Source organism: Streptomyces sp. SAJ15, from assembly GCF_007595705.1.
GTDB lineage: Bacteria > Actinomycetota > Actinomycetes > Streptomycetales > Streptomycetaceae > Streptomyces.
Genome location: NZ_NISY01000006.1, coordinates 167680 through 189740, shown reverse-complemented (window position 1 = coordinate 189740; position 22061 = coordinate 167680). Strand labels below are relative to the sequence as shown.

The 22061-nt window shown below is 73.1% G+C and carries 20 protein-coding genes; 12 read left to right on the top strand and 8 right to left on the bottom strand.

Features of this window, described 5'->3' with window-relative positions:
* The first annotated feature begins 18 nt into the window (after positions 1-18).
* Both CD790_RS17920 and CD790_RS17915 read left to right on the top strand, forming a co-directional pair.
* Positions 19-1737: a prenyltransferase/squalene oxidase repeat-containing protein gene (locus CD790_RS17920; protein ID WP_144384255.1), complete on the top strand. Its 1719-nt coding sequence runs from the start codon at positions 19-21 to the stop codon at positions 1735-1737.
* Positions 1734-3032, top strand: a complete 1299-nt coding sequence (locus tag CD790_RS17915) for an NAD(P)/FAD-dependent oxidoreductase (protein ID WP_144384254.1) — start codon at positions 1734-1736, stop codon at positions 3030-3032. The genes CD790_RS17920 and CD790_RS17915 overlap by 4 nt, the downstream gene beginning before the upstream one ends.
* Positions 3033-3060: 28 nt before the next feature.
* On the opposite strand, the gene CD790_RS17910 is transcribed toward CD790_RS17915, so the two are convergent.
* Positions 3061-4695: an ABC-F family ATP-binding cassette domain-containing protein gene (locus tag CD790_RS17910; RefSeq protein ID WP_144384253.1), complete on the bottom strand. Its 1635-nt coding sequence runs from the start codon at positions 4693-4695 to the stop codon at positions 3061-3063.
* A 401-nt stretch (positions 4696-5096) separates the two neighbouring features.
* On the opposite strand from CD790_RS17910, the gene CD790_RS17905 reads away from it, so the two are divergent.
* Together CD790_RS17905 and CD790_RS17900 are read left to right on the top strand one after the other, a co-directional pair.
* Positions 5097-5531: a hypothetical protein gene (locus CD790_RS17905; RefSeq protein ID WP_260867671.1), complete on the top strand. Its 435-nt coding sequence runs from the start codon at positions 5097-5099 to the stop codon at positions 5529-5531.
* Between the two features lie 225 nt (positions 5532-5756).
* Entirely contained in the window at positions 5757-6293 is a 537-nt protein-coding gene (locus CD790_RS17900; protein ID WP_144384251.1) for a hypothetical protein, read from the top strand.
* Between the two features lie 70 nt (positions 6294-6363).
* Here CD790_RS17900 and CD790_RS17895 read toward each other — a convergent pair whose 3' ends face one another.
* Positions 6364-7230 carry a saccharopine dehydrogenase gene (locus CD790_RS17895; RefSeq protein ID WP_260867670.1) on the bottom strand — a complete coding sequence of 289 codons (867 nt, stop codon included), beginning with the start codon at positions 7228-7230 and terminating at the stop codon, positions 6364-6366.
* A 128-nt stretch (positions 7231-7358) separates the two neighbouring features.
* On the opposite strand from CD790_RS17895, the gene CD790_RS17890 reads away from it, so the two are divergent.
* Positions 7359-8021 carry a HemK2/MTQ2 family protein methyltransferase gene (locus CD790_RS17890; RefSeq protein ID WP_144384250.1) on the top strand — a complete coding sequence of 221 codons (663 nt, stop codon included), beginning with the start codon at positions 7359-7361 and terminating at the stop codon, positions 8019-8021.
* Between the two features lie 9 nt (positions 8022-8030).
* Here the strand turns inward: CD790_RS17890 and CD790_RS17885 are convergent, their stop codons facing one another.
* Positions 8031-9311: a peptide ligase PGM1-related protein gene (locus tag CD790_RS17885; RefSeq protein WP_144384249.1), complete on the bottom strand. Its 1281-nt coding sequence runs from the start codon at positions 9309-9311 to the stop codon at positions 8031-8033.
* Positions 9312-9546: 235 nt separating this feature from the next.
* Between CD790_RS17885 and CD790_RS17880 the strand changes: the two genes are divergently transcribed.
* Both CD790_RS17880 and CD790_RS17875 read left to right on the top strand, forming a co-directional pair.
* Positions 9547-10416 carry a Rieske (2Fe-2S) protein gene (locus tag CD790_RS17880; protein ID WP_144384248.1) on the top strand — a complete coding sequence of 290 codons (870 nt, stop codon included), beginning with the start codon at positions 9547-9549 and terminating at the stop codon, positions 10414-10416.
* A gap of 183 nt (positions 10417-10599) precedes the next feature.
* On the top strand, positions 10600-10980 hold the full coding sequence (locus CD790_RS17875; protein ID WP_399217739.1) for a CDGSH iron-sulfur domain-containing protein: 381 nt from the start codon (positions 10600-10602) through the stop codon (positions 10978-10980).
* Here CD790_RS17875 and CD790_RS17870 read toward each other — a convergent pair.
* Both CD790_RS17870 and CD790_RS17865 read right to left on the bottom strand, forming a co-directional pair.
* Positions 10960-11943 (bottom strand): iron-containing redox enzyme family protein, encoded by a 984-nt coding sequence (locus CD790_RS17870; protein WP_144384247.1) that lies wholly within the window; start codon positions 11941-11943, stop codon positions 10960-10962. The genes CD790_RS17875 and CD790_RS17870 overlap by 21 nt on opposite strands.
* A gap of 115 nt (positions 11944-12058) precedes the next feature.
* On the bottom strand, positions 12059-12229 hold the full coding sequence (locus CD790_RS17865) for a DUF5670 family protein (RefSeq protein ID WP_144384246.1): 171 nt from the start codon (positions 12227-12229) through the stop codon (positions 12059-12061).
* Between the two features lie 774 nt (positions 12230-13003).
* Between CD790_RS17865 and CD790_RS17860 the strand changes: the two genes are divergently transcribed.
* The 5 genes from CD790_RS17860 to CD790_RS17840 all read left to right on the top strand — a co-directional run bounded on the left by CD790_RS17860 (position 13004) and on the right by CD790_RS17840 (position 17329).
* Complete coding sequence (locus CD790_RS17860) at positions 13004-13561, top strand: hypothetical protein (protein WP_144384245.1); 558 nt, start codon at positions 13004-13006, stop codon at positions 13559-13561.
* Between the two features lie 59 nt (positions 13562-13620).
* The gene (locus CD790_RS17855; protein WP_144384244.1) at positions 13621-14097 is read left to right on the top strand and encodes a hypothetical protein; all 477 of its coding nucleotides are present in this window, start codon (positions 13621-13623) and stop codon (positions 14095-14097) included.
* Between the two features lie 178 nt (positions 14098-14275).
* Positions 14276-14773, top strand: coding sequence for an SRPBCC family protein (locus tag CD790_RS17850; protein WP_260867669.1), 498 nt, complete (start codon positions 14276-14278; stop codon positions 14771-14773).
* Positions 14774-14795: 22 nt separating this feature from the next.
* Positions 14796-16451, top strand: coding sequence for an NAD(P)/FAD-dependent oxidoreductase (locus CD790_RS17845; protein ID WP_144384243.1), 1656 nt, complete (start codon positions 14796-14798; stop codon positions 16449-16451).
* A complete protein-coding gene (locus CD790_RS17840) occupies positions 16448-17329 on the top strand; it encodes an SDR family oxidoreductase (protein WP_144384242.1) in 882 nt (293 codons plus the stop codon). The genes CD790_RS17845 and CD790_RS17840 overlap by 4 nt, the downstream gene beginning before the upstream one ends.
* A gap of 51 nt (positions 17330-17380) precedes the next feature.
* Here CD790_RS17840 and CD790_RS17835 read toward each other — a convergent pair whose 3' ends face one another.
* From CD790_RS17835 to CD790_RS17825, 3 genes are all read right to left on the bottom strand, one after another.
* Positions 17381-17800, bottom strand: coding sequence for a hypothetical protein (locus CD790_RS17835; RefSeq protein WP_260867668.1), 420 nt, complete (start codon positions 17798-17800; stop codon positions 17381-17383).
* Between the two features lie 167 nt (positions 17801-17967).
* Positions 17968-20232, bottom strand: coding sequence for a catalase (locus tag CD790_RS17830; RefSeq protein WP_144384241.1), 2265 nt, complete (start codon positions 20230-20232; stop codon positions 17968-17970).
* A gap of 254 nt (positions 20233-20486) precedes the next feature.
* A complete protein-coding gene (locus CD790_RS17825; protein WP_144384240.1) occupies positions 20487-21953 on the bottom strand; it encodes an aminotransferase class I/II-fold pyridoxal phosphate-dependent enzyme in 1467 nt (488 codons plus the stop codon).
* Between the last annotated feature and the right edge of the window lie 108 nt (positions 21954-22061).

Below are 22061 nucleotides of genomic sequence, written 5' to 3'. Positions count from 1 at the left end.
AGAGAGGGATGGCACCTCATGGGCTCAGCCGCGGACAGCCGCGTGGAGAAGTCGATCACACGAGCCGCCGAGGCGTTGTTCGCGGCACAGCGCTCCTCCGGGTCCTGGCCGAACCGGCGGCCCACCTCCGTGATGGGGACGGCCGGTGCGCTGACCGCTCTCCACCTCGCCGACCGCGAGCGTTCACACGACCTCGTCGACCGGGGAGTCCAGTGGCTGCTGGGCGCCCAGAACGCCGACGGCGGCTGGGGCGGCAGCGTCGGCACCGCCACCCAGGTGGTGCCGACCGTGATCGCGGCCACCGCCCTGCGGATGGCCGCTCCGCACCGTACGGGGGAGTCCGTGCGGCGCGCCCTGGCCCTGGTGGAGTCACACGGCGGGGTGGAGGCGCTCCCCGATCCGGGGATGACCCACGTCACCTCCGTGTTCCTCGCGCTGGCCGAGCTCAGGGACATGCGCGATCTGCGGCGCGTCCCGCTGGAGGTGTTCCTGCTGCCCCCACGGCTCTGGCGTAGGCGGCTGTCCTTCAGCGTGCCCCTCCTCGTCGCGCTCGCGTTCATCCAGCGCCGCCACAGCCGGCCGAAGGGACTCCCGGGCATGCTGGACCGGCCGGCAGGGCGGGCCGGGCTCCGCGCGCTCCAGCAGGTGGAGATCGCGGAGACCCGGCGGGGCGGCTACGGCGGGGACAACTGGCTGGCGTCGGCGGTGTGCGTCGGCCTGAGCCGCGCCGAGGAGGCCCCGAGCCGGGCGACCCTGGACGTCGTCGACTATCTCCGCTCGAATGTGCACGCGGACGGTTCCTGGCACCTCATCCAGGGCCTCGACCTGATCGGCAGCGCCTACGTCACGCGCGGCCTGGCGGAGGCCGGGTACGCCGACGACCCGCGACTGGTACGGGCGAGGACGTGGCTGCGCGGTTGCCAGCAGGACGAGGCGTCGCCGGTCTTCGACGCTCCCGCCGGCGGGTGGAGCTGGGAAGGTCCCCGCGGATGGCCCAACCTCCTCGACACCGCGGTGGTGTTGTCCGCCCTCACGACCGGCGGCGTCGAGGAGCCGGACGAGCAACTGCGGCACGGGCTGCGCTGGCTGGAGTCACGGCAGGACCGCAAGGGCTCGTGGGGGACCTTCGTCCCCGACACCGCGTTCCCGAACGACGGCCCCTGTCCCTACGCGACCGCGCAGTGCGTCGACGTTCTGGCCGAGAACGGGACCCGCCGACACGACCCCCGGATACGCAGGGCCGTGAACTGGCTGCTCTCCCGGCAACGGACGGACGGCACCTACGAGGCCCTGTGGTACCGGGGGCTCACCCCGGGGACCGCCATGGCGCTCGTGGCCCTCAGCCGCGTCGGCCTCGCCGACCACCCGGTGGCCGGGCGCGCCCGCGACGCCCTGGTGCGCGCCCAACTCGACGACGGTTCGTGGGGGCCCGGGAGAACGGGCGGGTTGGGCGACGATCCCTCGACGGGAACCGTCGAGGAGACCGCGTGGGCCCTGCGCGCACTGCTCGCCTCCGGCATGCCGGCCGACGACCCGCGGGTGCGGCGAGCGGCGGACTGGATCGCGTCCGCGCAGCGGCCCGACGGCCTGTGGCAGCCGAGCCCGGTCCATATGTACATACGCGACCTGACGTACTACGTGGACGGTCTGATCGTCCACGGGCTCGCCCTGAAGGCCCTGGGGAGCTACCGGGCCGCGCTGGCCGGAGCTGCGTCGGAAGGGCGGGAGGTCTCGTGACGAAGGGACACGCGGCGCCCGGTTCCGCGACGGCGGACGTGGTGGTCTGCGGGTCCGGCGTCGCCGGTCTGGCCGCGGCCTGCGCTCTGGGCCGGCTCGGCCTTGACGTCACCCTGCTGGAGAAGAAGAAGCGGCAGCCTCCGGTCGCCAAGGGCGAGATCCTCCAGCCCGGTTCCCTGGACACCCTCCAGGAGTGGGGCGTACTCCCGGCCCTCGAAGCCAGACGGGCGGTCCGCCTCAAGCGGCTCGTCGCCAGACAGGCCGACGGCGCCGAGCTGTTGGCGATGGACTTCGGAACGCTCCGCTGCGCGTGGCCCTGGATGCTGTCCCACGACCACACGACGATCCTGGAGTGCCTGGCGGAGTCGCTCGGCGCGTCGGTGCGCTGGCGGCGGGGGGTGCTGGTCGAGGACGTCCTCACGGACGCCCACGGCCGCGTCGTCGGCGTACGGGCCGCGGAGGGTGCGAACGAGTACGACATCCGTGCCCGACTCGTGGTGGCGGCCGACGGGATGTCCTCGCGCCTGCGCCGGCTGGCCGGAATGACCGCCGACCCCGTCGCCTACGGACACAAGCTGCTGACGCTCGAGCTCTCGGGCACGCCGGCGCCGGCCGACGAGGCTTCCGCCTACCTCACCGAGCGGGGGCTGGTCCTGGTCTATCCGCTGCCCGACGGGCGGACGCGCGTCTACGTCCAGGTGAAGGCGGACGAGCTCAGGAGGGCGGACCAGACGCGACTCCAGCGGTGGTGCGACGAACTCCTCGCGGCGGTGCCCGCGCTCGACCCGCTCGCCGTGCTGGTGAAGGACAGCCTGGACCGACGACAGCTGCTGCCGGTCTGGCGGTACCGGGCCCCCTCCCTCGTACGGCCGGGGATCGTGCTGGTCGGTGAGGCGGCCCACGGCGTCCATCCCCTGGCCGCCCAGGGGATGAACACGGCCATCGGCGACGCCCGAGCGCTCGCGGCCCGACTGGCCACCGTCCGCGTCCGGGAAGAGGCGACGCTCGACGAGGCGATGCGTGCCTACGAGGCGGAACGCATGGGTCGGATCCGGGACATCCACTTCATGAGCCACGACGCCGCACGCCTGATGACCGGCACCTCACCCGGCGTCAGGAGGCTGAACCGACACCTGCTGGTCAGGACGGCCAAGAGCGCGCGGCTGCGTTACCTGACCACCTACAACGTGTCGGGTGTCGGGATGCGTCCGCTGGGCGCGGTGGACCGGCTCGTCCAGCTCGGCGTCCTGCCCGCCCGCGGACGACTCCCGCGGCCCGGCCCCGCCCCGGAGTGACCCCCGGCGGGTGCGGCTCGTCGTCGGCTCACACCTCGGGCGCCCCCGTCTCCCGCAGCTCGCCGCCGGCCAGCCGCAGCCACCGGTTCACGCCGATCCCGTGGAGGAACCGCTCGTCGTGGCTGACCACCACGAAGGCTCCCTGGTAGGAGTTGAGGGCGCTCTCCAGCTGGGCCGCGCTGACCAGGTCGAGGTTGTTCGTCGGCTCGTCCAGGAGCAGCAGGTGCGGGGCCGGCTCCGCGCACAGCACGCAGGCCAGGGTGGCGCGCAGCCGCTCGCCGCCGGAGAGCACCCCGACGGGCAGATGGGCGCGGGCACCCCGGAAGAGGAAGCGGGCGAGCAGGTTCATCCGCTCGGCCTCCGGCCGCTCCGGGGCGCGCTCGGCGAAGTTCTCGGCGACCGTACGGTCCAGGTCCAGCAGGTCGAGCCGCTGCGAGAGGTAGGCGATGCGTCCGTCGGCCCGCTTGATCCCGCCGCTCACGGGGGCCAGATCGCCGTTGAGCAGACGCAGCAGCGTGCTCTTCCCGGCACCGTTGGAGCCGGTCAGCGCGATGCGTTCGGGGCCCCGGATGGCCAGGTCGACGCCGGGACCGGCGAACACGTCCCGGTCGCCGAGCCGGACGCGGAGCCGTTCACCGAGGAACAGGTCGCGTCCGGCGGGCACATGGGTGTCCGGCAGGTCCAGCGTGATGCGCTGCTCCTCGCGCAGTGCGCGCCCGGCCTCGTCCAGTCGGGCCTTCGCCTCACCGACCCGGCCGGCGTGCATCTGCCCCGCCCGTCCCGCGGACTGCTGCGCGCCCCGCTTCATGTTGCCGGCGAAGATGCGCGGCAGACCGGCGTTCTTCAGGTTGCGGGCGGCGTTGCTCTGCCGGCGTTCGGCGCGCTCGCGGGCCTGCTGCATCTCCCGCTTCTCTCGCTTCAGCTCCTGTTCGGCACTGCGGACGTTCTTCTCGGCGACCTCCCGCTCGGCCCGCACGGCCTCCTCGTACTCGGTGAAGTTGCCGCCGTGGAAACGGAGTTCGCCGCGGTCGAGTTCGGCGATGCGTTCCATGCGGTCGAGCAGGGCGCGATCGTGGCTGACCAGGAGCAGACAGCCGGTGAAGTCCTCCAGCGCGTCGTAGAGCCTGTGCCGGGCGTCGAGGTCGAGGTTGTTGGTGGGCTCGTCGAGCAGCAGCACATCGGGCCGCCTCAGCAACTGGGCGGCCAGACCGAGGGAGATGACCTGGCCGCCGCTGAGCGTGCCCAGACCGCGGTCCAGGGCGAGGTCGGCCAGGCCGAGGCGGTCCAGCTGGGCACGGGTGCGTTCCTCGATGTCCCAGTCGTCGCCGATGGTCGTGAAGTGCCCCTCGGCGACATCCCCGGACTCCACGGCGTCGATGGCCTGAATGATCTCGGCGACGCCCAGCACCTCGGCGACGGTGAGATCGCCGACCAGGGGGAGGCTCTGCGGGAGGTAGCCGAGGGTGCCGGCCACCGAGATCGACCCGGTGCCGGGCCGCAGTTCCCCGGCGATGAGCTTGAGCAGCGCGCTCTTGCCGGTGCCGTTGGGCGCGACGAGGCCGGTGCGGCCGGAGCCGACGGCGAACGACAGGTCCCGGAAGACGGGGGTGTCGTCGGGCCAGGCGAAGGACAGGTTCGAGCAGACGACGGAAGCGTCGGACATGGAGGTGACCTCGCGGGGAGGGGGCGGGGACGGCACTTGCGCCCCGGCGGCGGACAAGGGGAGGGACGGGACGACGGCGAGGCCACGTCGGCGGTGCTTCCGCGCACCGACCGGTGGCCTGTCGGGTCCGGGTAATCACCCGGAGATGTCGTCGTCCACCACCATGTCTGGGCTCCTCGACAAAACGATCAACGTCCGTACCAGTCTAACGGCAGGGACGTCGGGCCGGGTACAACGGCCACGACGTCTACGCGGCAGCGGTCGCGGCAAGCCACCCGCCGACGGCCGGCCTGATGGTAGGTCAATCGGGTCGTAGGCGATGTGCGTCCAACAGACTGTCATGGCGAGGCGGTCGCGCAGCGCCGGCCACTCCCATCCCCGTCGGCACCACTCCCCTCAGCGTGGCCATCACCCCCGACGACACCCGCGCCTATGTCACCAACGGCAACTCGAACAACGTGTCGGTGATCGACACGGCCACGAACACCGTCATCGCCACCGTCACCGTCCAGGACACCCTGCCCAAGGGCCTCATCGCCGCCGCGATCGGCGGCACCGGATGGAACTGCAGCCTGGCCACGCTGACCTGTACCCGCGGCGACGCCCTCGCCCCCGGGGACAGCTACCCGCCGATCACGCTTACGGTCAGGGTGTCCTGTAGGGCCGCCCAGCAGGTCACGAACACGGCCACGGTCACCGGAGGCGGCAGCGCCCCTGACACCGCCACGGACACCACCGCGATCAGGCACGACAAGCGCTGCGAGAAGCCGCACCACGACGACGACCACCACGACCACGACAAGGACGACAAGCACGACCACCACGACAGGAAGTAGAACCCCGGAGGGTTCGGCCTGAGTGCACAGGGACGGCCGCCGTTCCCGGCGCGGGCCGGGAACGGCGCGAGAGCGGCACCCGGTGCTTCGGAAGCCGCCGGAGGGTCGCGTTCCGCCCTTGATAGCCTGGCGCGTGCCTGTCAAAGAAGGCGCTCACCTCGCTCAACCCAGGTATGCAATCGGGGGATTTGACGTATGAAGCCCAGTCGTGTCCGTGCTGTCGCCATGGCCGCAATCGCCGTGATCGCCCTCTCGGGAGTGACCGGCTGCGAGGGCGGCAAGAAGCGCCGTTCCGGCGGATCCGGCGACGGCTTCGCCTCGTCCGGCGGGCTGGGGAACCCCGACGCGGCGTCCGGTGGCGGTGGCCAGACGGCCGGGACCACGACCGGCGGCACCACGACGGACGGCACCACGACCGGCGGGGTCGCCACGACGCCGCCGACGGGTCCGCTGAGCACGACGCCGGCCAAGGACGACATCGCCATCACCGCCTGCGACTTCGACTTCACGGGCGACCGGTCCTCCGCGACCATCACCATCACCAACGGCAACTCGCGGGGCCAGGCGAGCTACGACGGCACCGTCGAGATCGTCGACGGGAACGGCCAATACCTGGACGGCCTGCTCTTCGACGTCAGCGGTGTGCCCGCCGGTCAGTCCCGGACCAAGTCGCTGTCGGCCGAGATCAGCATCCGGCCGTCCTCCGCGCCCGCCACCTTCCGGTGCCAGCTGGGCCAGGTCTGGAAGGCGATCGCCCTCTGAGGGACGTGCGCCCGCTGACCGATCGTGCCGTCCGCGGCCGGGGCCCCGGCCCCCGGTACGGCGCGATCGGTCAGCCGCGCGTGTCGAGCGGGGTGTGCAGCGAGAGGTGCGCGGACAGGGCGCGGAGGAAGTCCGGGGCGTCGAAGACCGCACCCGCCGAGACGACGCCGGTGGCCCTGGTGCGGCCGGTGAGGACGCGGTCGACGGCCTCCACCGCGAGCGGCGCGCTGACGGCGTAGATGTCCTGACCGGCGGCGACAAGGCGGCGTTCGGTGCCACCGGAGCTGACGCGGACGTCGACGACGAAGGTCTGCGCGGAGCGTCCGAGTTCGTCGACGGCGGTCGGTGCCGCGGCGTCGGGAGCGAACAGGTCCGCGGCCGCCTTCGCGGTCATGTAGGTGCGCACCTCCGGGACGGCCAGGTGGCTGGGAACGGTGACGACGTCGGCCATGGTGAACTCTCCGATGACGCTCTGCGGGCCGAGCGGAGCCGGGAAGGGCCACTCCAGGGTGGGCAGGGCGTCGTCGTGGTACGCCAGCCGTCCTCCGGTGTAGCGGACACGGCGGCCACCCCGTCGCCGCCCCGAGACCGCGCCCGCGGCGAGCGTTCCGGCGGTGGGGTGCCAACTGCTCAGGCCGTAGGCGATGTGCGCCTCGTCCGCGGCGGTCCAGTCGCCCATCGCCGTGGTGACCAGCAGGTCGCCGAGGCCGCCGAGGCCGCCGAAGAAGGCCATCGCCGGGACCACCACGGCGCCCGTGGCGCGGGCGCGGTCCGCGAAGTGTGCGAACGTGTCGAGGTTCGCCTCGATCTCGGCCGCCACGTCGACATACGGGATGCCGGGCGTGAGGCCGCGGTCCTCGCCCTGACGGGTCCCGGCCGTCTCGGCGGCCGGAGCCTCCGCGTCAGCCGTACGGACCCTTCCAGAGGACGCCGGCACCTCACCGAGAGTAGTTTGAGGCTTCGGAACGGAAGCCGACTCGGGAGACTCGGGAGTACGGAGCCGCCCGCGGCCGTGCTGTCTGTCCAGCCGTGCTGTCTGTCCACGTCGGTAGGGGCGGAGGCGCGATGCTGCTGCGACCCTGGGGTGTGTACAGCCCCCAGGAGGACTCCTACCTGCTACGAGACACCCTTGCGCAGGTGTCCGTGCCGCCCGGGGCTCGGGTGCTGGACGTGTGCACCGGCACGGGGCTGATCGCCGTGACGGCCGCGCGGCTCGGCGCGGGCGACGTACGGGCCGTCGACATCTCCTACCGCGCCGTGCTGACAGCGCGCGTCAACGCCTGGCTCAACCGCGCGGCCGTCCGTGTCCGGCACGCCGACTTCCGTGATCACGCCCCCGGAGAGCGGTTCGACCTGATCACGGCCAACCCGCCCTATGTCCCCTGCCCGGAGCGGGACGCCCGGCGCCCTCGCGGGGGAGGTTCCCGGGACGCCGGACCGGACGGACGCCGGTACCTCGACCGGCTGTGCGCCATGGCTCCGCTGCTGCTCAACGAGACCGGCGTCCTCCTCGTGGTGCACTCCTCCGTGGCCGAGCCGCTCCGCACGCTGCGCGCCCTGACCGCCGGTGGGCTGACCGCGTCCGTCGTCGCCCGCCGCGCCCAGCCCTTCGGCCCGCTGCTCAGCGCCCGCGCCGCGTGGATGGAGGACTCCGGGCTCATCGACCCCGGCCAACGCCACGAGGAGCTGGTCGTGATCCGCGGTGCCCGCGCCCCGGAAAGGCCATGACCACGCGGCTCACCCCTCCTCCGCCCGGGCGGTCGTTCCCCAGGCGTCCAGCAGGGCCCGGCGCAGTCGCTTCACCTGTCTCCGGTCGGTTCCGATGACGGCGTAGCGCCAGGATCGGCCGTCGGCGGGCGCGTCCTCGTACAGCACCACGCCCGCGCCGGATCCCCGGGACCAGGCCAGTCCCGCGTCCCGCAGCAGTCGCAGGGCCTCGGCGAAGCCGAGTGCCGACCGGCTCTCGTGCTGGGCGAGCAGCCAGGCGGGGTGGTCCAGACCGGCGGCTCGGGCCAGGCGGACGGCCATGGCCCGGGGCGTGGTGGTGGCCGTGCGGCGGACGTTGGCCTCGGTGGCGTACAGCAGGCCGTTCGGGGCGAGGACCGCGTCGATTCCGTACGGCCCGGTGTAGCCGTGCCCGGACAGGTACCGTCCGAGCGCACCGCCCCATCGCTCGAGCTCCACCGCGCGGAACCGGTCGGCGTCCGCGAGCGGGGAGAGGTAGCCCGTGTAGCGGCCGCCGGAGGTGCGCATCTCGCCGCTGAAGACCGGTCGTGGCCCGTCCGGTGTCGCCTCCATCTGCACGCTCAGGGACCGGATCGGCTCCATGCACTGTTCGACCACCCACACGGTCGCCCGCTCCCCCGGCGAGGGCACGGGGTCCGTACCGGACAGGACCGTCAGACCGTGGCCGCCCGCGGAGCGGTCCGGCTTGAGGACGACGCGATCGTGCTCCGCCAGCAGAGCACCCACCGTCGCCGGGAGGTCTTCGCCGCCGCAGACCCGCCCGGGAGGAAGGCGCATCCCGAGCCTGGCCCCCGCACAGCGGAAGGCCCCTTTCGTGTTGAGCAGGTAGGTCACCTCCAGCGCCGCCCGCGGCGCGCCACGCGGCCCGTACGGGGCGATCGGGACGGCCAGCCGTGCGGCGAGGTCGACCGTGGAGCGGTCCAGGGCGAGGGGCAGCAGCTGGATCCCGGGGCGCGCGACGACGAGCCTCCGGAGGGTGTCCGTCGCTCCGGCCCGGTGCACCGCGTCGGCCAGCGTTCCGCCCGGCACGGGCGGAACGTGGAGCAGGGTGAGGGATTCGGGCGCCAGGCCCAGCAGGTCGCAGGCGTAAGCCTGGAACGCGGCGCTCAGCGGGACGGGCGTGACCAGGACATCGCCCGGTCGCATCAGCCAGATCTTGCGCGGCGCCTGTTCCGCCCACCGTTCGAGCGCGTCGCGCGCCCCCAGGTCCACGGCCAGGTCGGAGTGGAAGTTCGCATAGAGGATGAGGGGGTCGCGGTGCTGCTGCTCCACCCTTCGAGGTCTACGCCGGTGCGGACGAGGACGCATCCCGGCGGCGAGCGGCGCGGGACCCTCCTCGGGCAGCCTGGCGACACGGCGCACCCGCACGACGGCTCGGCGTACGTGAGGACGGGCGGCGTACGTGAGGACGGCTCGGCGTGGGTCCCGCGCAGCGGATCGCACTCACCGGAGGCGGTCCATCGCCTGGCGGAGTTATCGCCCGAGGAATCGGGGAATGCGACAGTGCATGCGCGTTTCCGCGGCGAACCCGCTGTCCACCATCGACGCCATCGAGGACGCCGAGGTCCTCGACCGGGTCGCGAGCCCCCTCCGTGCGGGCGTCCGGGCCCTCCCCCTGGGGCGCGCGCGGGAGCTGCTGCGCGGCCGCTGGCAGGGGCACCCGCTGCATCCGACGCTGGTGCAGGCGCCCATCGGGTCCTGGACCTCCGCCGCGCTGCTCGACCTGACGCGCGGCAACGAACGCGCGGCCCGGTTGCTGATCGCGGTGGGCCTGGTGACGGCCGCTCCGGCGGCCGTGGCGGGCGCGACGGACTTCGCGGACCAGTTCCCGGAGCAGGAACGGGTCGGGGTGGTGCACGCGGCGGCCAACACCACGGCCATCGTGCTCTACACCGCCTCCCTCATCGTCCGGCTCAGAGGCGGGCGCGGAAGGCTGCTGGGCTTCGCCGGGCTCGCCGCGGCCACCGCCGGCGGCTTCCTCGGCGGCCACCTCACCTTTCGGCAGGCCGCCGGCGTCAACCACAGCGAGGCCGTACCGCACCTGGTCGACGCGGGCTGGCACGCGGTCGGCGGCCCCGAGGAGTTCCCACGCGGCCGCATGGTGCGACGGATGGTCGGAGAGGTCCCGGTGCTGATCGTGCGGGACGCCGAGGGAACGGGCGAACTCCACGCGCTCGCCGACCGGTGCTCCCACCTGTCCGGCCCGCTCTCCGAGGGCGAGGTCGTCGACGGTTGCGTGGTCTGCCCCTGGCACGGGAGCACCTTCCGACTCGCCGACGGGACCTGCGTGGCCGGACCGGCCACCGCCCCGCAGCCCTCCTTCGAGGTCCGGCTCAACGACGGGCTGGTGGAGGTACGCCTGCCGCAGGCCCGATGATCGGGCGCGTCGCCCCGGACGCACCGCCCGCTCCTCGCCTCCGGCAGGAGCCCGCTTGCACACCGGGGGCTCCGGTCGCAGGGTGGCCCTGAGACGCAGCCGACGAGGGGACGGGGCCACCGTCATGACCCGACGGACGAACGCTCCGCGGAGCGCGCCGAGCGCGGCCAGGGGATGACGCCCGTGGCCGACGCCGACCTCACGCCGGAGCCCAAGCGCGAAGGCGAACCCGTGGCGGAGACCGGAGGCGGGCCGGTGCCGGCGCGGCGGGTCTGGCAGGAGCCCGGCGGCCCGATGGTCATGGAGGGCCCGGTCGAGGTCGTCCTGGAGGACGGCAGCGTGGTCCGCTCCGACCGCCCGGTGGTCGCCCTGTGCACCTGCCGGCGCAGCCTGCTGTACCCGTGGTGCGACACCAGCCACCGCGGACCTCGACGAGCGGCCGCGACGCGAGACCGCGCTCCACGGCCCGTGTCGCCGGGCGCCGAACCCTCCGGCGGCCCGCTGGAACCTCCCGCCGACGGTCGCGGGGGCGAGCGCCGACCGTCACAGGGGAGCGCGCAGTGAGCAGCGCCCCTCCCGCCAGGCCCCGAGGACGTGATCGGCGAGCCGGTCCTCCAGCCACTGCGTGGCGGCGATCCCGAAGACGACATCGGGGGCCAGTCGCGGTTCGCGGCGCAGCAGGTCGCCGATGACCTCATGGCGCACGAGTTGCTCGTGCACCGCGTCGGCCTCGACGTGCTCGGCGTAGAAGTGGACGGCGGCCGGGCCGGCGCCGAGCCGCCGCAGGGCCTCGACCATGCGCCGGGAGGCGGGCGGCGAGGTCATCTCCACCGTCGCGAAGTGGCCGACCAGGGCACCGCGCAGCTCCCGGCGGAGGCCCAGCAGCGACATCAGGTTGACCGTGGCGAGGGTGGGGGCGGGCGCGGCGTCCAGGTAGCCGCCGTAGCCGTCGTCCAGGCCCAGGTCCGCGAGCAGCGCGGCGAACAGGTCGGCGTGGATCCGCTCGGCGCGGCCCGCGCCGAACTCGTCGTACTCGACCGCGACCAGCGCGGCCTTGGCCCGGCCGGTGAGCCGTGGGATGGCCCAGGCGTGCGGGTCGGCCTCCTTGAGCTGGTACAGGGACCGGTGCGCCGCGTACTCCCGCAGCTGCCACCACTCTCCGGCGTCGCGCAGATAGGCGCTGACGCCGCCGCCCCCGACGGGCTCCCGCAGCGCCGCCTCCACCGTGCTCGCGACGTCCCCGTCGCACGGCACGTCGGCTCTCAGGGCCGCGAGGAACCGCCGCTCCAGCACGCCGCGGAGCCGCAGCAGCTCCGCGTCCCACTCCCAGGCGTCGTCGACCCCCTCGAATCCGCGGTAGTGCAGCTCGTATCCGAGGTAGAGAGCCAGTTGGGCGTCCTCGCCGTAGGGGCGGGCGCGGGCGGCCGCCTCGTGCGGCAGCGACACCGCCCGGCCGGGCTCCACGCCACGGCCCAGGGCGTCGACCAGCGCGGCGGACACCTCTCCACGCGGCGTGGGCAGCCTCATCCCACGGCCTTTGCCCCGTAGCGCGGGTCCGAGCGCGCCCGGCGGCGGGCGATCGCCCCAGGGCGACGCCCGCCGCGCTCGCCCGTCGGCCGGGCTCCGCCTCGTGGCGCCCGGATCACCAGCGATACCAGCGCCCACGGGCGCCACCGGGGCCAGCGGACCGGAAGAGGAATCCGAGAAGCCAGACGGCCAGGACCACCACAGCGATCCACCACAGGACCTCCACGGCGAATCCGGCACCGAACAGGACCAGGATCAGCAGCAGCACGAGCAGCAGGGGAAGCATGGTCGCCACCTCCAGTCGGTCGGGCTGTACGCCTGCCCCGTGAGGCGGGAGTCATGGGCCCCCTTTCAGACACGTCAGACACGTTCAGACACGTCAGACACGTCAGACACGGCAGGCCCGCATGTGCCGGACGTCCGGGCGGGCGCCGAGCCGTACGCGCTCCGGTCGAGGAGGGCTTGGCGGCGCTACCCGAGCTCGCGCCCCACCACTGTGCGGCCGGCGCGGGCGACCCGCCACTCGGGGGACTCGTAGGCGCCGTGTCGGTGGGGGCCGGGGCTCCAGGACGGGTCGTCGCCGACCGATCGGCCGGTGACGATCCATCAGACGTCGGCCCCGCCCGGACCTGACCTCGCGGACGTCCCCATGCGCCGACCGAGACCGATTCGGGGCGGGTCACCGGTCCGCCCGCCCCCGGACCGCGGCGGTCCGCCCGCCCCGGACCCCGGCGGTCCGCCACCGGGCCGCCGACGGGCTCGAAAGTTGAACCTTCAGTGAACTCGCTCGCGGGCACCAACAGGGAACACCGCCGCATCACGAGGTAGATTCCCCTTAGAGAGGAAAAACGGGCATAACCGAAACCAAGAGGGGTAGTCGGCGCCCAGAGCCGGAGTCGCGCTCGTTCGGCGGAGACCCTCACAGCGGGCTCACGCTGACACCTTCGACGCCCCCGCACAGCGGGAGAACCCACCGTCGAGGACGAGCAGGTGATATCCGGCAGGCAGCCCATTCCGACATCACAGCGCATTCGAGAGAATCGAGAGAGGGGTCGGTCTGATGTCAACGGGGACACTCCTTGCCATCATCATCCCCGCGGTCGTGATCCTCGCCCTGATCGCCGTCGGGATCTACCTCGCCGTTCGCCGGCGTCGTCTGCGCGAGCGGTTCGGCCCGGAGTACGAACGGACGGTCGAGGGCTCCGACAGCCGACTCGCGGCGGAGCGGAAGCTGAGCGCACGCGAGAAGCGCCATGACGAACTGGACATCAAGCCCTTGCCCGACGAGGCACGCAACCGCTACGCACGCCAATGGCGCGACGTGCAGAACGACTTCGTGGACCACCCGGAGGGCGCCGTACACGACGCGGACATCCTCGTCGCCGCTCTGATGCACGAGCGCGGCTACCCCACCGAGAACTTCACCCAGCGGCTCGAGGACCTGTCGGTCGAACACGGCCGCACCCTGGAGCACTACCGTGCCGCCCACGAGGTCAACGAACTGGGGATGCGCCACAAGGCCAGCACCGAGCAGCTGCGCGGCGCCATGGTCCACTACCGCGCCCTGTTCAACGAGCTGCTCTCCAACGGGGGCCAGACCCGACACGCCCCCGCCTGAACACCGACACCGACACCCGGGAGGCGTCGACGCCTCCCTCCGTGGCGGACGGAGGAAACATGCGACGCGAGGACATACCCGAACCCGGCGAGAGCGGACTGTCGACCGAGGACCTGGCCGAACCCTCCCGCCGCGAGCCCGACGCGGCACCGGAGACGGCGGAGGAGACCCCGACGGTGCCCGACTACGGCACCGGGCGGACAGCCGAGACGGAAACCCCCGGAGCCGAGCTCCGCGAGGAGGAGAAGCCACCCGAGGAGGAGGCACCGCGGCTGCTCACACCCGAGGACGAGGAGTCCTTCCGCTCACGGTGGCAGGACATCCAGGCCCGGTTCGTCGACGACCCGCGGGACTCGGTCCACGCCGCCGACGCCCTCGTCGCGGAGGTCATCCAGAAGCTGGCCGCGACCTTCGCCCAGCACAAGAAGGATCTCGAAGGCCAGTGGACCCAGGGTGAGGAGGTGAACACCGAGGACCTGCGGATGGCGCTGCGGCACTACCGCTCGTTCTTCAACCGCCTGCTCACGGTGCCATGACGCACCGCGACCGTGGCCGTGGGTGCCCTCTCCGGGACCTCCGAAGCACGTGGTCGGCGGCGCGCGTCCGCGGAGCGCCCGCCGCGCAGGCCAAACCTGGTCGACAGACCTAAGCTGGCTGGGGAAGGGCTGGTGTGCCTTCCGAAACACCACCCTCCCTCGGCGGCGGGGAGCGCGCATGGCCATACGTCATCGACTGGTCCACAGGAGCCCCGAACAGGTGTGGGCGGTGCTGGCGGACGGCTCGCGCTACGGCGACTGGGTCATCGGACCGTCGCAGTCCTCCCAGGTGGACGAGGAGTGGCCGCGGCTCGGCTCCCGCATCGAGTACGTCGTCGCCCTGGGCCCGTGGACGCTGACGGGTGAGACGATCGTCCGGCACTGCGAGCCGATGCGGGAACTCGAACTGGAGGCGGTCAGCGGATGGCTGGGCACGGCCCGCATCGCCATGGAGATCCGCGCCTGGGGTGAGGAGACCCTGGTGATCCTCGACGAGCACCCGCTGCGCGGCACCGGCGGCCGCCTGCACAACGTGGCGCTGGACGCCGTCCTGCAACTGCGCCACCGCTCCATGCTCGCCAGGTTCGCCGAGGTGGTGGAGTCCGCGGGGTCGGGGGGCCGGGAAGGCCCGGACGGTCGCGCGGGCCAGAACGGGCGCACGCCGTCGCGTCCCTGACGTCCCAGGACGGGAGTGAGCCATGCCGGACGCCGTGGTGATAGGAGCCGGCCCCAACGGGCTGGTCGCGGCCAACGTGTTGGCGGATGCCGGCTGGAGCGTGGAGGTGCTGGAGGCCCAGCCGGAACCGGGTGGGGCGGTGCGCAGCGACCGTGGCGTCCACCCCGACTACGTCAGCGACCTCTTCAGCTCCTTCTACCCGCTCGCCGCGGCCTCGCCCGTCCTCGCCGCGCTCGATCTGGAGGCGGAGGGCCTGCGGTGGAGTCACGCGCCGCGTGTGCTCGCCCACCCGCTGCCGGACGGCCGCTGTGCGGTGTTGGAGCACGACGTGCGGGACACCGCGGCCGGCCTGGACGGCTTCGCCGCCGGGGACGGCGAAGCCTGGGAGCGGCTGTGCGCGGTGTGGGACCAGGTGGGCGAGCACCTCATGGGCGCGCTCTTCACCCCCTTCCCCCCGGTGCGGGCGACGGCCGGGCTGGCCGTCAGGCTTCGGGCGGCGGGTGGGCTGCGGCTGGCCCGGATGATGACGCTGCCGGTACGGCGCCTCGGGGAGGAGGAGTTCACCGGCGTCGCCGGGCGGCTGCTGCTGGCCGGCAACGCCCTGCACTCCGACCTCGCCCCGGAGGCGGCGGGCAGCGGCGGCTTCGGCTGGCTGATGGCCATGCTCGGCCAGCGCGGCGGCTTCCCCGTCCCGTTGGGCGGTGCGCAGGAGCTCACGGCGGCGCTGGTGCGGCGCCTGGAGCGACGCGGCGGCGTGCTGCGCTGCGGGCAGCCGGTGACCGAGGTCGTGGTGCGCTCCGGTCGCGCCGTAGCGGTGCGGACGGCGGACGGCGAGACCGTCCCGGCGCGCCGGGCGGTGCTGGCGGCGGTGTCCGCTCCCACGCTGTACGGCCGGCTCGTCTCGGCCGGCCACCTGCCGGGACAGGTGCTGCGGGATCTGCGCAGGTTCCACTGGGACTTCGCCACCTTCAAAGTCGACTGGGCGCTGTCCGGCCCGGTCCCCTGGACCGCCCCGGAGGCGAGAGACGCCGGTACCGTCCACCTCTCCGACGGGGTCGACGGCCTCACCCGGTTCGCCGCGCAGCTCGCCATGGGGCAGGTGCCCGATGAACCCTTCGCGGTGTTCGGCCAGATGACCACCGCGGACGCCTCGCGCTCTCCGCGGGGCACGGAGTCCGCCTGGGCCTACACCCACCTTCCACAGCAGATCAGCGGCGACGCCGGCGAGGGCGGCATCACCGGGGAGTGGGAACGGCCGGAACAGGCGCGCCTGATGGCCGAACGGCTGGAGGACCAGGTGGAGCGGTACGCGCCCGGCTTCCGCTCACTGGTCCGAGCCCGCCGCGTGCTCGCCCCGTACACGTTGGAGGCGATGGACGCCAATCTGCACGGCGGAGCGATCAACGGCGGCACCTCCGCGCTCCACCAACAGCTCGTCTTCCGCCCCATCCCCGGCGCCGGGCGCCCCGAGACCCCGGTCAAGGCCCTCTACCTGGCCTCGTCCGGCGCCCACCCCGGCGGGGGCGTGCACGGCGCCCCGGGCGCCAACGCCGCCCGCGCCGCCCTGCGTCGGCGTCCCCGCCCCCTCCCCCTCAGCCGCGTCCAGCGGGTGCTGACGGCCCGCGGCGCCGTCGAGGGACGAGGCCGCCCGAGGCCCGGTGCGGGCGGTCGGGCATGAGGTCGGATCGCGCCCTCAAAGGTCGGGTCGCCGTCGTGACGGGCGCCGCCCGCGGAGTGGGAGAGGCCGTGGCGCGGACGCTTGCCGGGCGGGGGATGAGACTGGCGCTGCTGGGGCACGAGGAGGCCGAGTTGGAACGGGTCGCCGCCGGTCTGCCCGATGCCGTCGCGTGGCCCGTCGACGTCACCGCCGATCGCTCGATGGCCGAGGTCGCCGACCGGGTGCGGGAGCGCTTCGGTCCGGTGTCCGTGGTGGTCGCGAACGCCGGGGTGGCGGCGGGCGGCCCCTTCCTGCGGTGCGATCCGGCGATCTGGTCGCGGGTGGTGGAGGTGAACCTGGTGGGCAGCGCGGTCACCGCCCGGGTCTTCCTGCCCTCGCTGCTGGCCACCCGCGGCTACTACCTCCAGGTCGCCTCGCTGGCGGCCTTCGCGCCCGCGCCGATGATGACGGCGTACGGCGCCTCCAAGGCGGGTGTCGAGGCGTTCGCCCACGCCCTGAGGGCCGAACTCGCGCCCACCGGGGTGGCGGTCGGCGTGGCGTACTTCGGCTGGACGGACACGCAGATGATCGCGGCGGCCGACCGGGAGCCCGCCCTGAGGCTGCTACACGACCGCATGCCCTGGCCGGCCGGCCGCACCTATCCGGCCCAACGGGTGGCGGACCGTCTGGTGCGCGGCATCGAACGCCGCGCGCCCGCCGTGTACGCCCAGCCGTGGCTGCGCGGCCTGCACCTGGTGCGGCCGGCCCTGCCCGGCCTCGTGGCCCACGGCGCCCGGCGCGAACTGCGCCGCCGTGCCCCGGACGACGACGACCTCACGGCCACCGGTCTGCTGGGAAGGGGAGGAAGGGCCGACGAGGCGGCCCGCCGCGAGGCGTGACCGACCGTGGTTTCGTCGTGTTGTGCGTGGCTCGCGCACGCGGCCGGTGTCCTACACACTCGTCAGAAGCTGGGGTGACAGGTTCTCCACCATGGTGTGGATCCAGCGCGTCGGCCGCAGCGTCCGCGGCTGACACGCCGAGGCGAGGTCGAGCAGGGTGTCGTCCCGGGTGGCCTGCGCGGCCTGGGCCAGCATGTCCCCGTACAGGGAGTTCTCCGTCGCCGCGAGGTGCAGGTCGCGCAGATCCCGCAGGAGCGTCAGGCCCGTGCCGGTCCCCTGGTCCTTCGCGCCGGAGCGCGACTGTCCTGGCTCCGACGGGGGAAACACGGAGTCCGCCTCGATGGTTTCCTCGACATTCAGTCCGTAGTCGGGCGCGGCCTCGGACACCCGCTGTACGTGCTCGCGCGACCAGGCCGCGAGGTCGGTGGCGACGTGGTGGACCTCGTGCTCGGCTCGGTGGCGCTCCGCCACGGTCGTCAGTTCCCCGGCCAGGCGCCGCTCTGTACAGTCGCGCGGTTCCGTGGGGCGCCCGCTCGTCGCACGGCCACCGGATGCCGCTTCCGCCGCGCAGGGCGTCGTAGGTGAGGCCCGTGCCGGTCTTCTCGGTCGCTCGACGCGCGGTGCGCCGACGCGAGAGGTCAGACGGTGGTGGGGAAGCGTTCCCACACCCGGTGCCGCCGCAGCAGGGGCGTCAGCGCCGCCAACGCCCCGTCACCGCTGTCCTCGCTGACGACGCCGGGGGCGTTCGCGGGGACGCCGGCGGCCGCCAGCACCTGCGCGGCGCCGTTCCAACCACCGACGGCCTTGCCATGCCGGAACGCCTCGGAGACCAGGAGCAGGACCCGGGGGTCGATCTCCCCCGCCGAGGCCACGGCGCCGGTCGCGGGAGCGGTGTTGCCGGTGGTGGCGTCGGAGACCTTGGCGTCGCGCGCGCCGAGGGCGTCCTTGGCCGGGGCCGGCGCTCCGGCCAGCACCAGCGCGTCGAACTCCGTCGACCGGGCCGCCGCGAAGGTGCGCTGGATGGCGACGGGGTCGCCGTCCGCGTCGAGGAGGCCGCCGGTGGGGGCGATGACCAGGGGCACCATGCCGGCGTCGAGCACCGCTCGGCGCAGGGACCGCACGCCGGTCAGGTCGGCCGTCTCGTCGGCGACGATGCCGATCACCCTGCCGTCCACCGGCCATTCCCCGCCGATCTGGGACAGGGCGGGGCTGGGGTCGACCGCGGCGAGGGGTTCCTCCGGTTTGGGAGCGGGCAGTCCGAGGCCCGCGGCGACCTGCTCGCACAGGTCGGAGTCGATCCGGGCCAGCACCTTCAGCGCGCGTTCGCGGATCGCCTGCTCGTAGCACTTGCTCAGTTCGAAGGTGTAGGCCGCGATGATGTGCTCGCGCTCGACCGGGGTCATGCTGAGCCAGAACCGGCGGGGCTGGCTGAAGTGGTCGGCGAAGGAGTCGGGCGCCTGCCGGACCTTCTGGGCCGCCGGGACACCGACCGGTACCTCGATGTAGGCGCCGGTGTCGGCGCCCGCGAGGAAGGGGCAGCCGCCGTCCAGGGAGTTGGGCCGGTAGGGGGCCACGCCGCGGTGCACGGCCACCTGGTGCATACCGTCACGCAGGGAGTCGTTGAGCGGGGCGTGAGGGCGGTTGATCGGGATCTGCGCGAAGTTCGGCCCGCCCAGCCGACTGATCTGGGTGTCCAGGTAGGAGAACAGCCGCCCGGCCAGCAGCGGGTCGTCGGTGATGTCGATGCCGGGGACGAGGTGACCGGGGTGGAAGGCCACCTGCTCCGTCTCGGCGAAGAAGTTCGACGGGTTGGCGTCGAGGGTCAGCATGCCGATGGGCCGTACGGGGGCGAGTTCCTCGGGGACGATGTTGGTGGGGTCCAGCAGGTCGATGCCCTCGAAGGTCTGCTCCGGGGTGTCGGGGAAGGTCTGAACGGCCAGTTCCCACTGCGGGTAGGCACCGGCCTCGATCGCGTCGGCGAGGTCGCGGCGGTGGAAGTCCGGGTCCATGCCCCCCACGATCTGCGCCTCCTCCCACACCATGGAGTGCACCCCGAGCTTCGGCTTCCAGTGGAACTTGACCAGGGTCGTCTCGCCGTCGGCGTTGACGAGCCGGAAGGTGTGGACGCCGAACCCCTCCATCATCCGGAACGACCGCGGGATGCCGCGGTCGGACATGTTCCACAGGGTGTGGTGGGTGGCCTCGGTGTGCAGGGTGACGAAGTCCCAGAAGGTGTCGTGGGCGCTCTGCGCCTGCGGGATCTCCCGGTCCGGGTGCGGCTTGCCGGCGTGGATGATGTCCGGGAACTTGATGGCGTCCTGGATGAAGAAGACCGGGATGTTGTTCCCGACCAGGTCGAAGGTGCCCTCCGTGGTGTAGAACTTCGTCGCGAAGCCCCGGGTGTCACGCACCGTGTCCGCGGAGCCGCGCGAGCCCAGCACGGTGGAGAAGCGCACGAAGACGGGGGTGCGCACGTCCTCCCCGAGGAACGCCGCCTTGGTGATCTTCGCGGCCGTGCCGTAGCTCTGGAACACTCCGTGCGCGGCGGCGCCCCGGGCGTGGACGACCCGCTCCGGGATGCGTTCGTGGTCGAAGTGGGTGATCTTCTCCCGCAGGTGGTGGTCCTGCAGCAGCACCGGCCCGCGGGGCCCGGCCTTGAGGGAGTGGTCCGTGTCGTACAGTCGGGCGCCCTGGGCCGAGGTCAGGTAGGGGCCTTCCTGGGCCGCCTTCGCCTGGTCCACGCCGGTGGGCTGCCCGGTGGGGCTGACCGTGTCCGGCCCGCGCTGGTCGGGCTTGGGCGGCAGCGGCCCGCGGGCCCGGGTCGGTTCGTCCACCGACGGCGGCTCGGGGGCCGGGCGGCCCGGGAGGTCGCCGGACGTGGGGTTGGAGCGGGCGTTGTCCATCGTTCCTCCGTCACTCCTGGGTCGGCGACGCCACAGCCTTGACCGGCCGAGCACGACTCGAAACGGGAACGCCGAGGGCATCCGTCCATCGGACGATCCCTTCGGGCGAACGGCGGGTGGTGGCGCCGGGTGTCACCTCCGCGCCTACCCGCTGACTCGGTGTCCACTCCGTGGGCGCGGGTCGGCCCGGGGATCGGTCGTCGACGACCGTCATCGCGCGAGAGGCGTTGCCGGTCGGGGCAGGTCGGGGTGTCTCAGGACTCGGAGACCACCTTGACGGAGGTCAGTTCGGGATCCGCGGCGTCGGGGACGACCATGCCCGCCTCCACGCCCGAACGCAGGTACCGCAGGACGGCCGTGTCGAGCCGTTCACCCGGAAGCGCCGCGGGAATGCCGGGCGGGTAGGGGGTCAGCATCTCGGCCGCGACGCGGCCGGCCGCGTCGGCCACCGGGATCTGCTCGGTGGGCCCGAAGAAGGCGTCTCGTGGCAGGGTGACCTGCTCCAGACGCAACTGCGGGGGATCCGGTACCTCCACCGTCGCCCCGGTGCGCAGCCGTGGCGCGTTGCGGGCGAGGTCGCGCAGGGCGCTCAGCAGGGTGTCGGCGGTCTCTCGGGAGTCGGCGTGGGTGAGCTGGGCGCTGATCCGTCGGTGATCGCAGACGTGCAGGTTCACCTGGTGCCGTTCGCGGAGCCAGTCGGCGGCGCGGTATCCGGTGACTCCCAGGGCGGAGATGTCGATGATGACCTGGAGCGGGTCCAGGTCGGCGGCGCGACCGGGTGCGCAGAACTCGTCGCGGCCGTGCACATGCATCCCGTCGATCTGCTCGACGCGTTCGCGCACGGTGCCGGCCAGCTCGAGGGCCGCATCGTAGATGCGCCGGCCGTCTTCGGCCATCTGACGACGCCAGCCGTCGAGAGCGGCGTAGACGAGCACGGACGGGCTGGTGGTGCCGAGGAGGTCGGCACAGGCCGCGAGCATGGGCACGGTGATCCGGTCCCCCTGGAGGTGGAAGACCGAGCTCTGCTCGAGCGCGGAACCCATCTTGTGCACGGAGGTGACGCAGACGTCCGCTCCGGCGTCCATGGCCCAGGTCGGAAGGTCGGGGTGGAACGGCAGATGAGCACCCCACGCCTCGTCGACGATCAAAGGCCGGTCCCGTTGGTGGCAGAGCTCGGCGAGCGCGACCAGGTCGGCGCAGGTGCCATAGGGGGTGGGGCTGGTGACCAGCGCTCCCCTGGCGTCGGGGTGCTCGGCGAAGGCCGCCTCGAAGGCGTCCGGAGACGGTGGGTGCGCCAGACGCAGGTCCGGGTCCCAGGCGGGTTCCACCCAGATGGGACGCACCCCCGAGAGGATCAGGCCCGAGACCACGGACTTGTGCGCGTCACGGCCGAGGAGCAGCTTCTCGTGCGGCCCGGCGACCGCGAGCATGGCCGCCTTGACGGACAGGGAGCTTCCACAGGTGGAGAAGAAGGTGTGCTTGGCGCCGACGGCGTCAGCCATCAGCTCCTGCGCCCTCTCCAGCACATGGTGCGAGGAGGTGCGGTCGTCCAGACCGCTGGTCGCCAGTACGTCACTGGTGTACACCGCATCGCCGAGGACGGCACGCGCACGGGGGTCGGCGCCGCGTCCCTGCTTGTGACCGGGTGGGGTGAACGGGGTCTGGCCGGAGCGGGCGTAGGCGACGAGAGCCTCCAGCACCGGTGCGTGAGACTGGTCCATGGAGGATCGGCTCCCCGGTGAGACGGCCGAGGAAACCCAGGCGTGGCCCACAAGAGTAGGGCCCGTCGCCGACCGGACGGGGTGCTCGTCCCTCTGGCGGCGGGTGTC

Excerpts from the sequence above, each read along its gene's own strand:
- CD790_RS17920 (WP_144384255.1), top strand. The coding sequence starts at position 19 with ATGGGCTCAGCCGCGGACAGCCGCGTGGAGAAGTCGATCACACGAGCC.
- CD790_RS17910 (WP_144384253.1), bottom strand. The coding sequence starts at position 4,695 with ATGTCCGACGCTTCCGTCGTCTGCTCGAACCTGTCCTTCGCCTGGCCC.
- CD790_RS17900 (WP_144384251.1), top strand. The coding sequence starts at position 5,757 with ATGGCCGCAATCGCCGTGATCGCCCTCTCGGGAGTGACCGGCTGCGAG.
- CD790_RS17890 (WP_144384250.1), top strand. The coding sequence starts at position 7,359 with ATGCTGCTGCGACCCTGGGGTGTGTACAGCCCCCAGGAGGACTCCTAC.
- CD790_RS17880 (WP_144384248.1), top strand. The coding sequence starts at position 9,547 with ATGCGCGTTTCCGCGGCGAACCCGCTGTCCACCATCGACGCCATCGAG.
- CD790_RS17870 (WP_144384247.1), bottom strand. The coding sequence starts at position 11,943 with ATGAGGCTGCCCACGCCGCGTGGAGAGGTGTCCGCCGCGCTGGTCGAC.
- CD790_RS17865 (WP_144384246.1), bottom strand. The coding sequence starts at position 12,229 with ATGCTTCCCCTGCTGCTCGTGCTGCTGCTGATCCTGGTCCTGTTCGGT.
- CD790_RS17860 (WP_144384245.1), top strand. The coding sequence starts at position 13,004 with ATGTCAACGGGGACACTCCTTGCCATCATCATCCCCGCGGTCGTGATC.
- CD790_RS17855 (WP_144384244.1), top strand. The coding sequence starts at position 13,621 with ATGCGACGCGAGGACATACCCGAACCCGGCGAGAGCGGACTGTCGACC.
- CD790_RS17850 (WP_260867669.1), top strand. The coding sequence starts at position 14,276 with ATGGCCATACGTCATCGACTGGTCCACAGGAGCCCCGAACAGGTGTGG.
- CD790_RS17845 (WP_144384243.1), top strand. The coding sequence starts at position 14,796 with ATGCCGGACGCCGTGGTGATAGGAGCCGGCCCCAACGGGCTGGTCGCG.
- CD790_RS17840 (WP_144384242.1), top strand. The coding sequence starts at position 16,448 with ATGAGGTCGGATCGCGCCCTCAAAGGTCGGGTCGCCGTCGTGACGGGC.
- CD790_RS17830 (WP_144384241.1), bottom strand. The coding sequence starts at position 20,232 with ATGGACAACGCCCGCTCCAACCCCACGTCCGGCGACCTCCCGGGCCGC.
- CD790_RS17825 (WP_144384240.1), bottom strand. The coding sequence starts at position 21,953 with ATGGACCAGTCTCACGCACCGGTGCTGGAGGCTCTCGTCGCCTACGCC.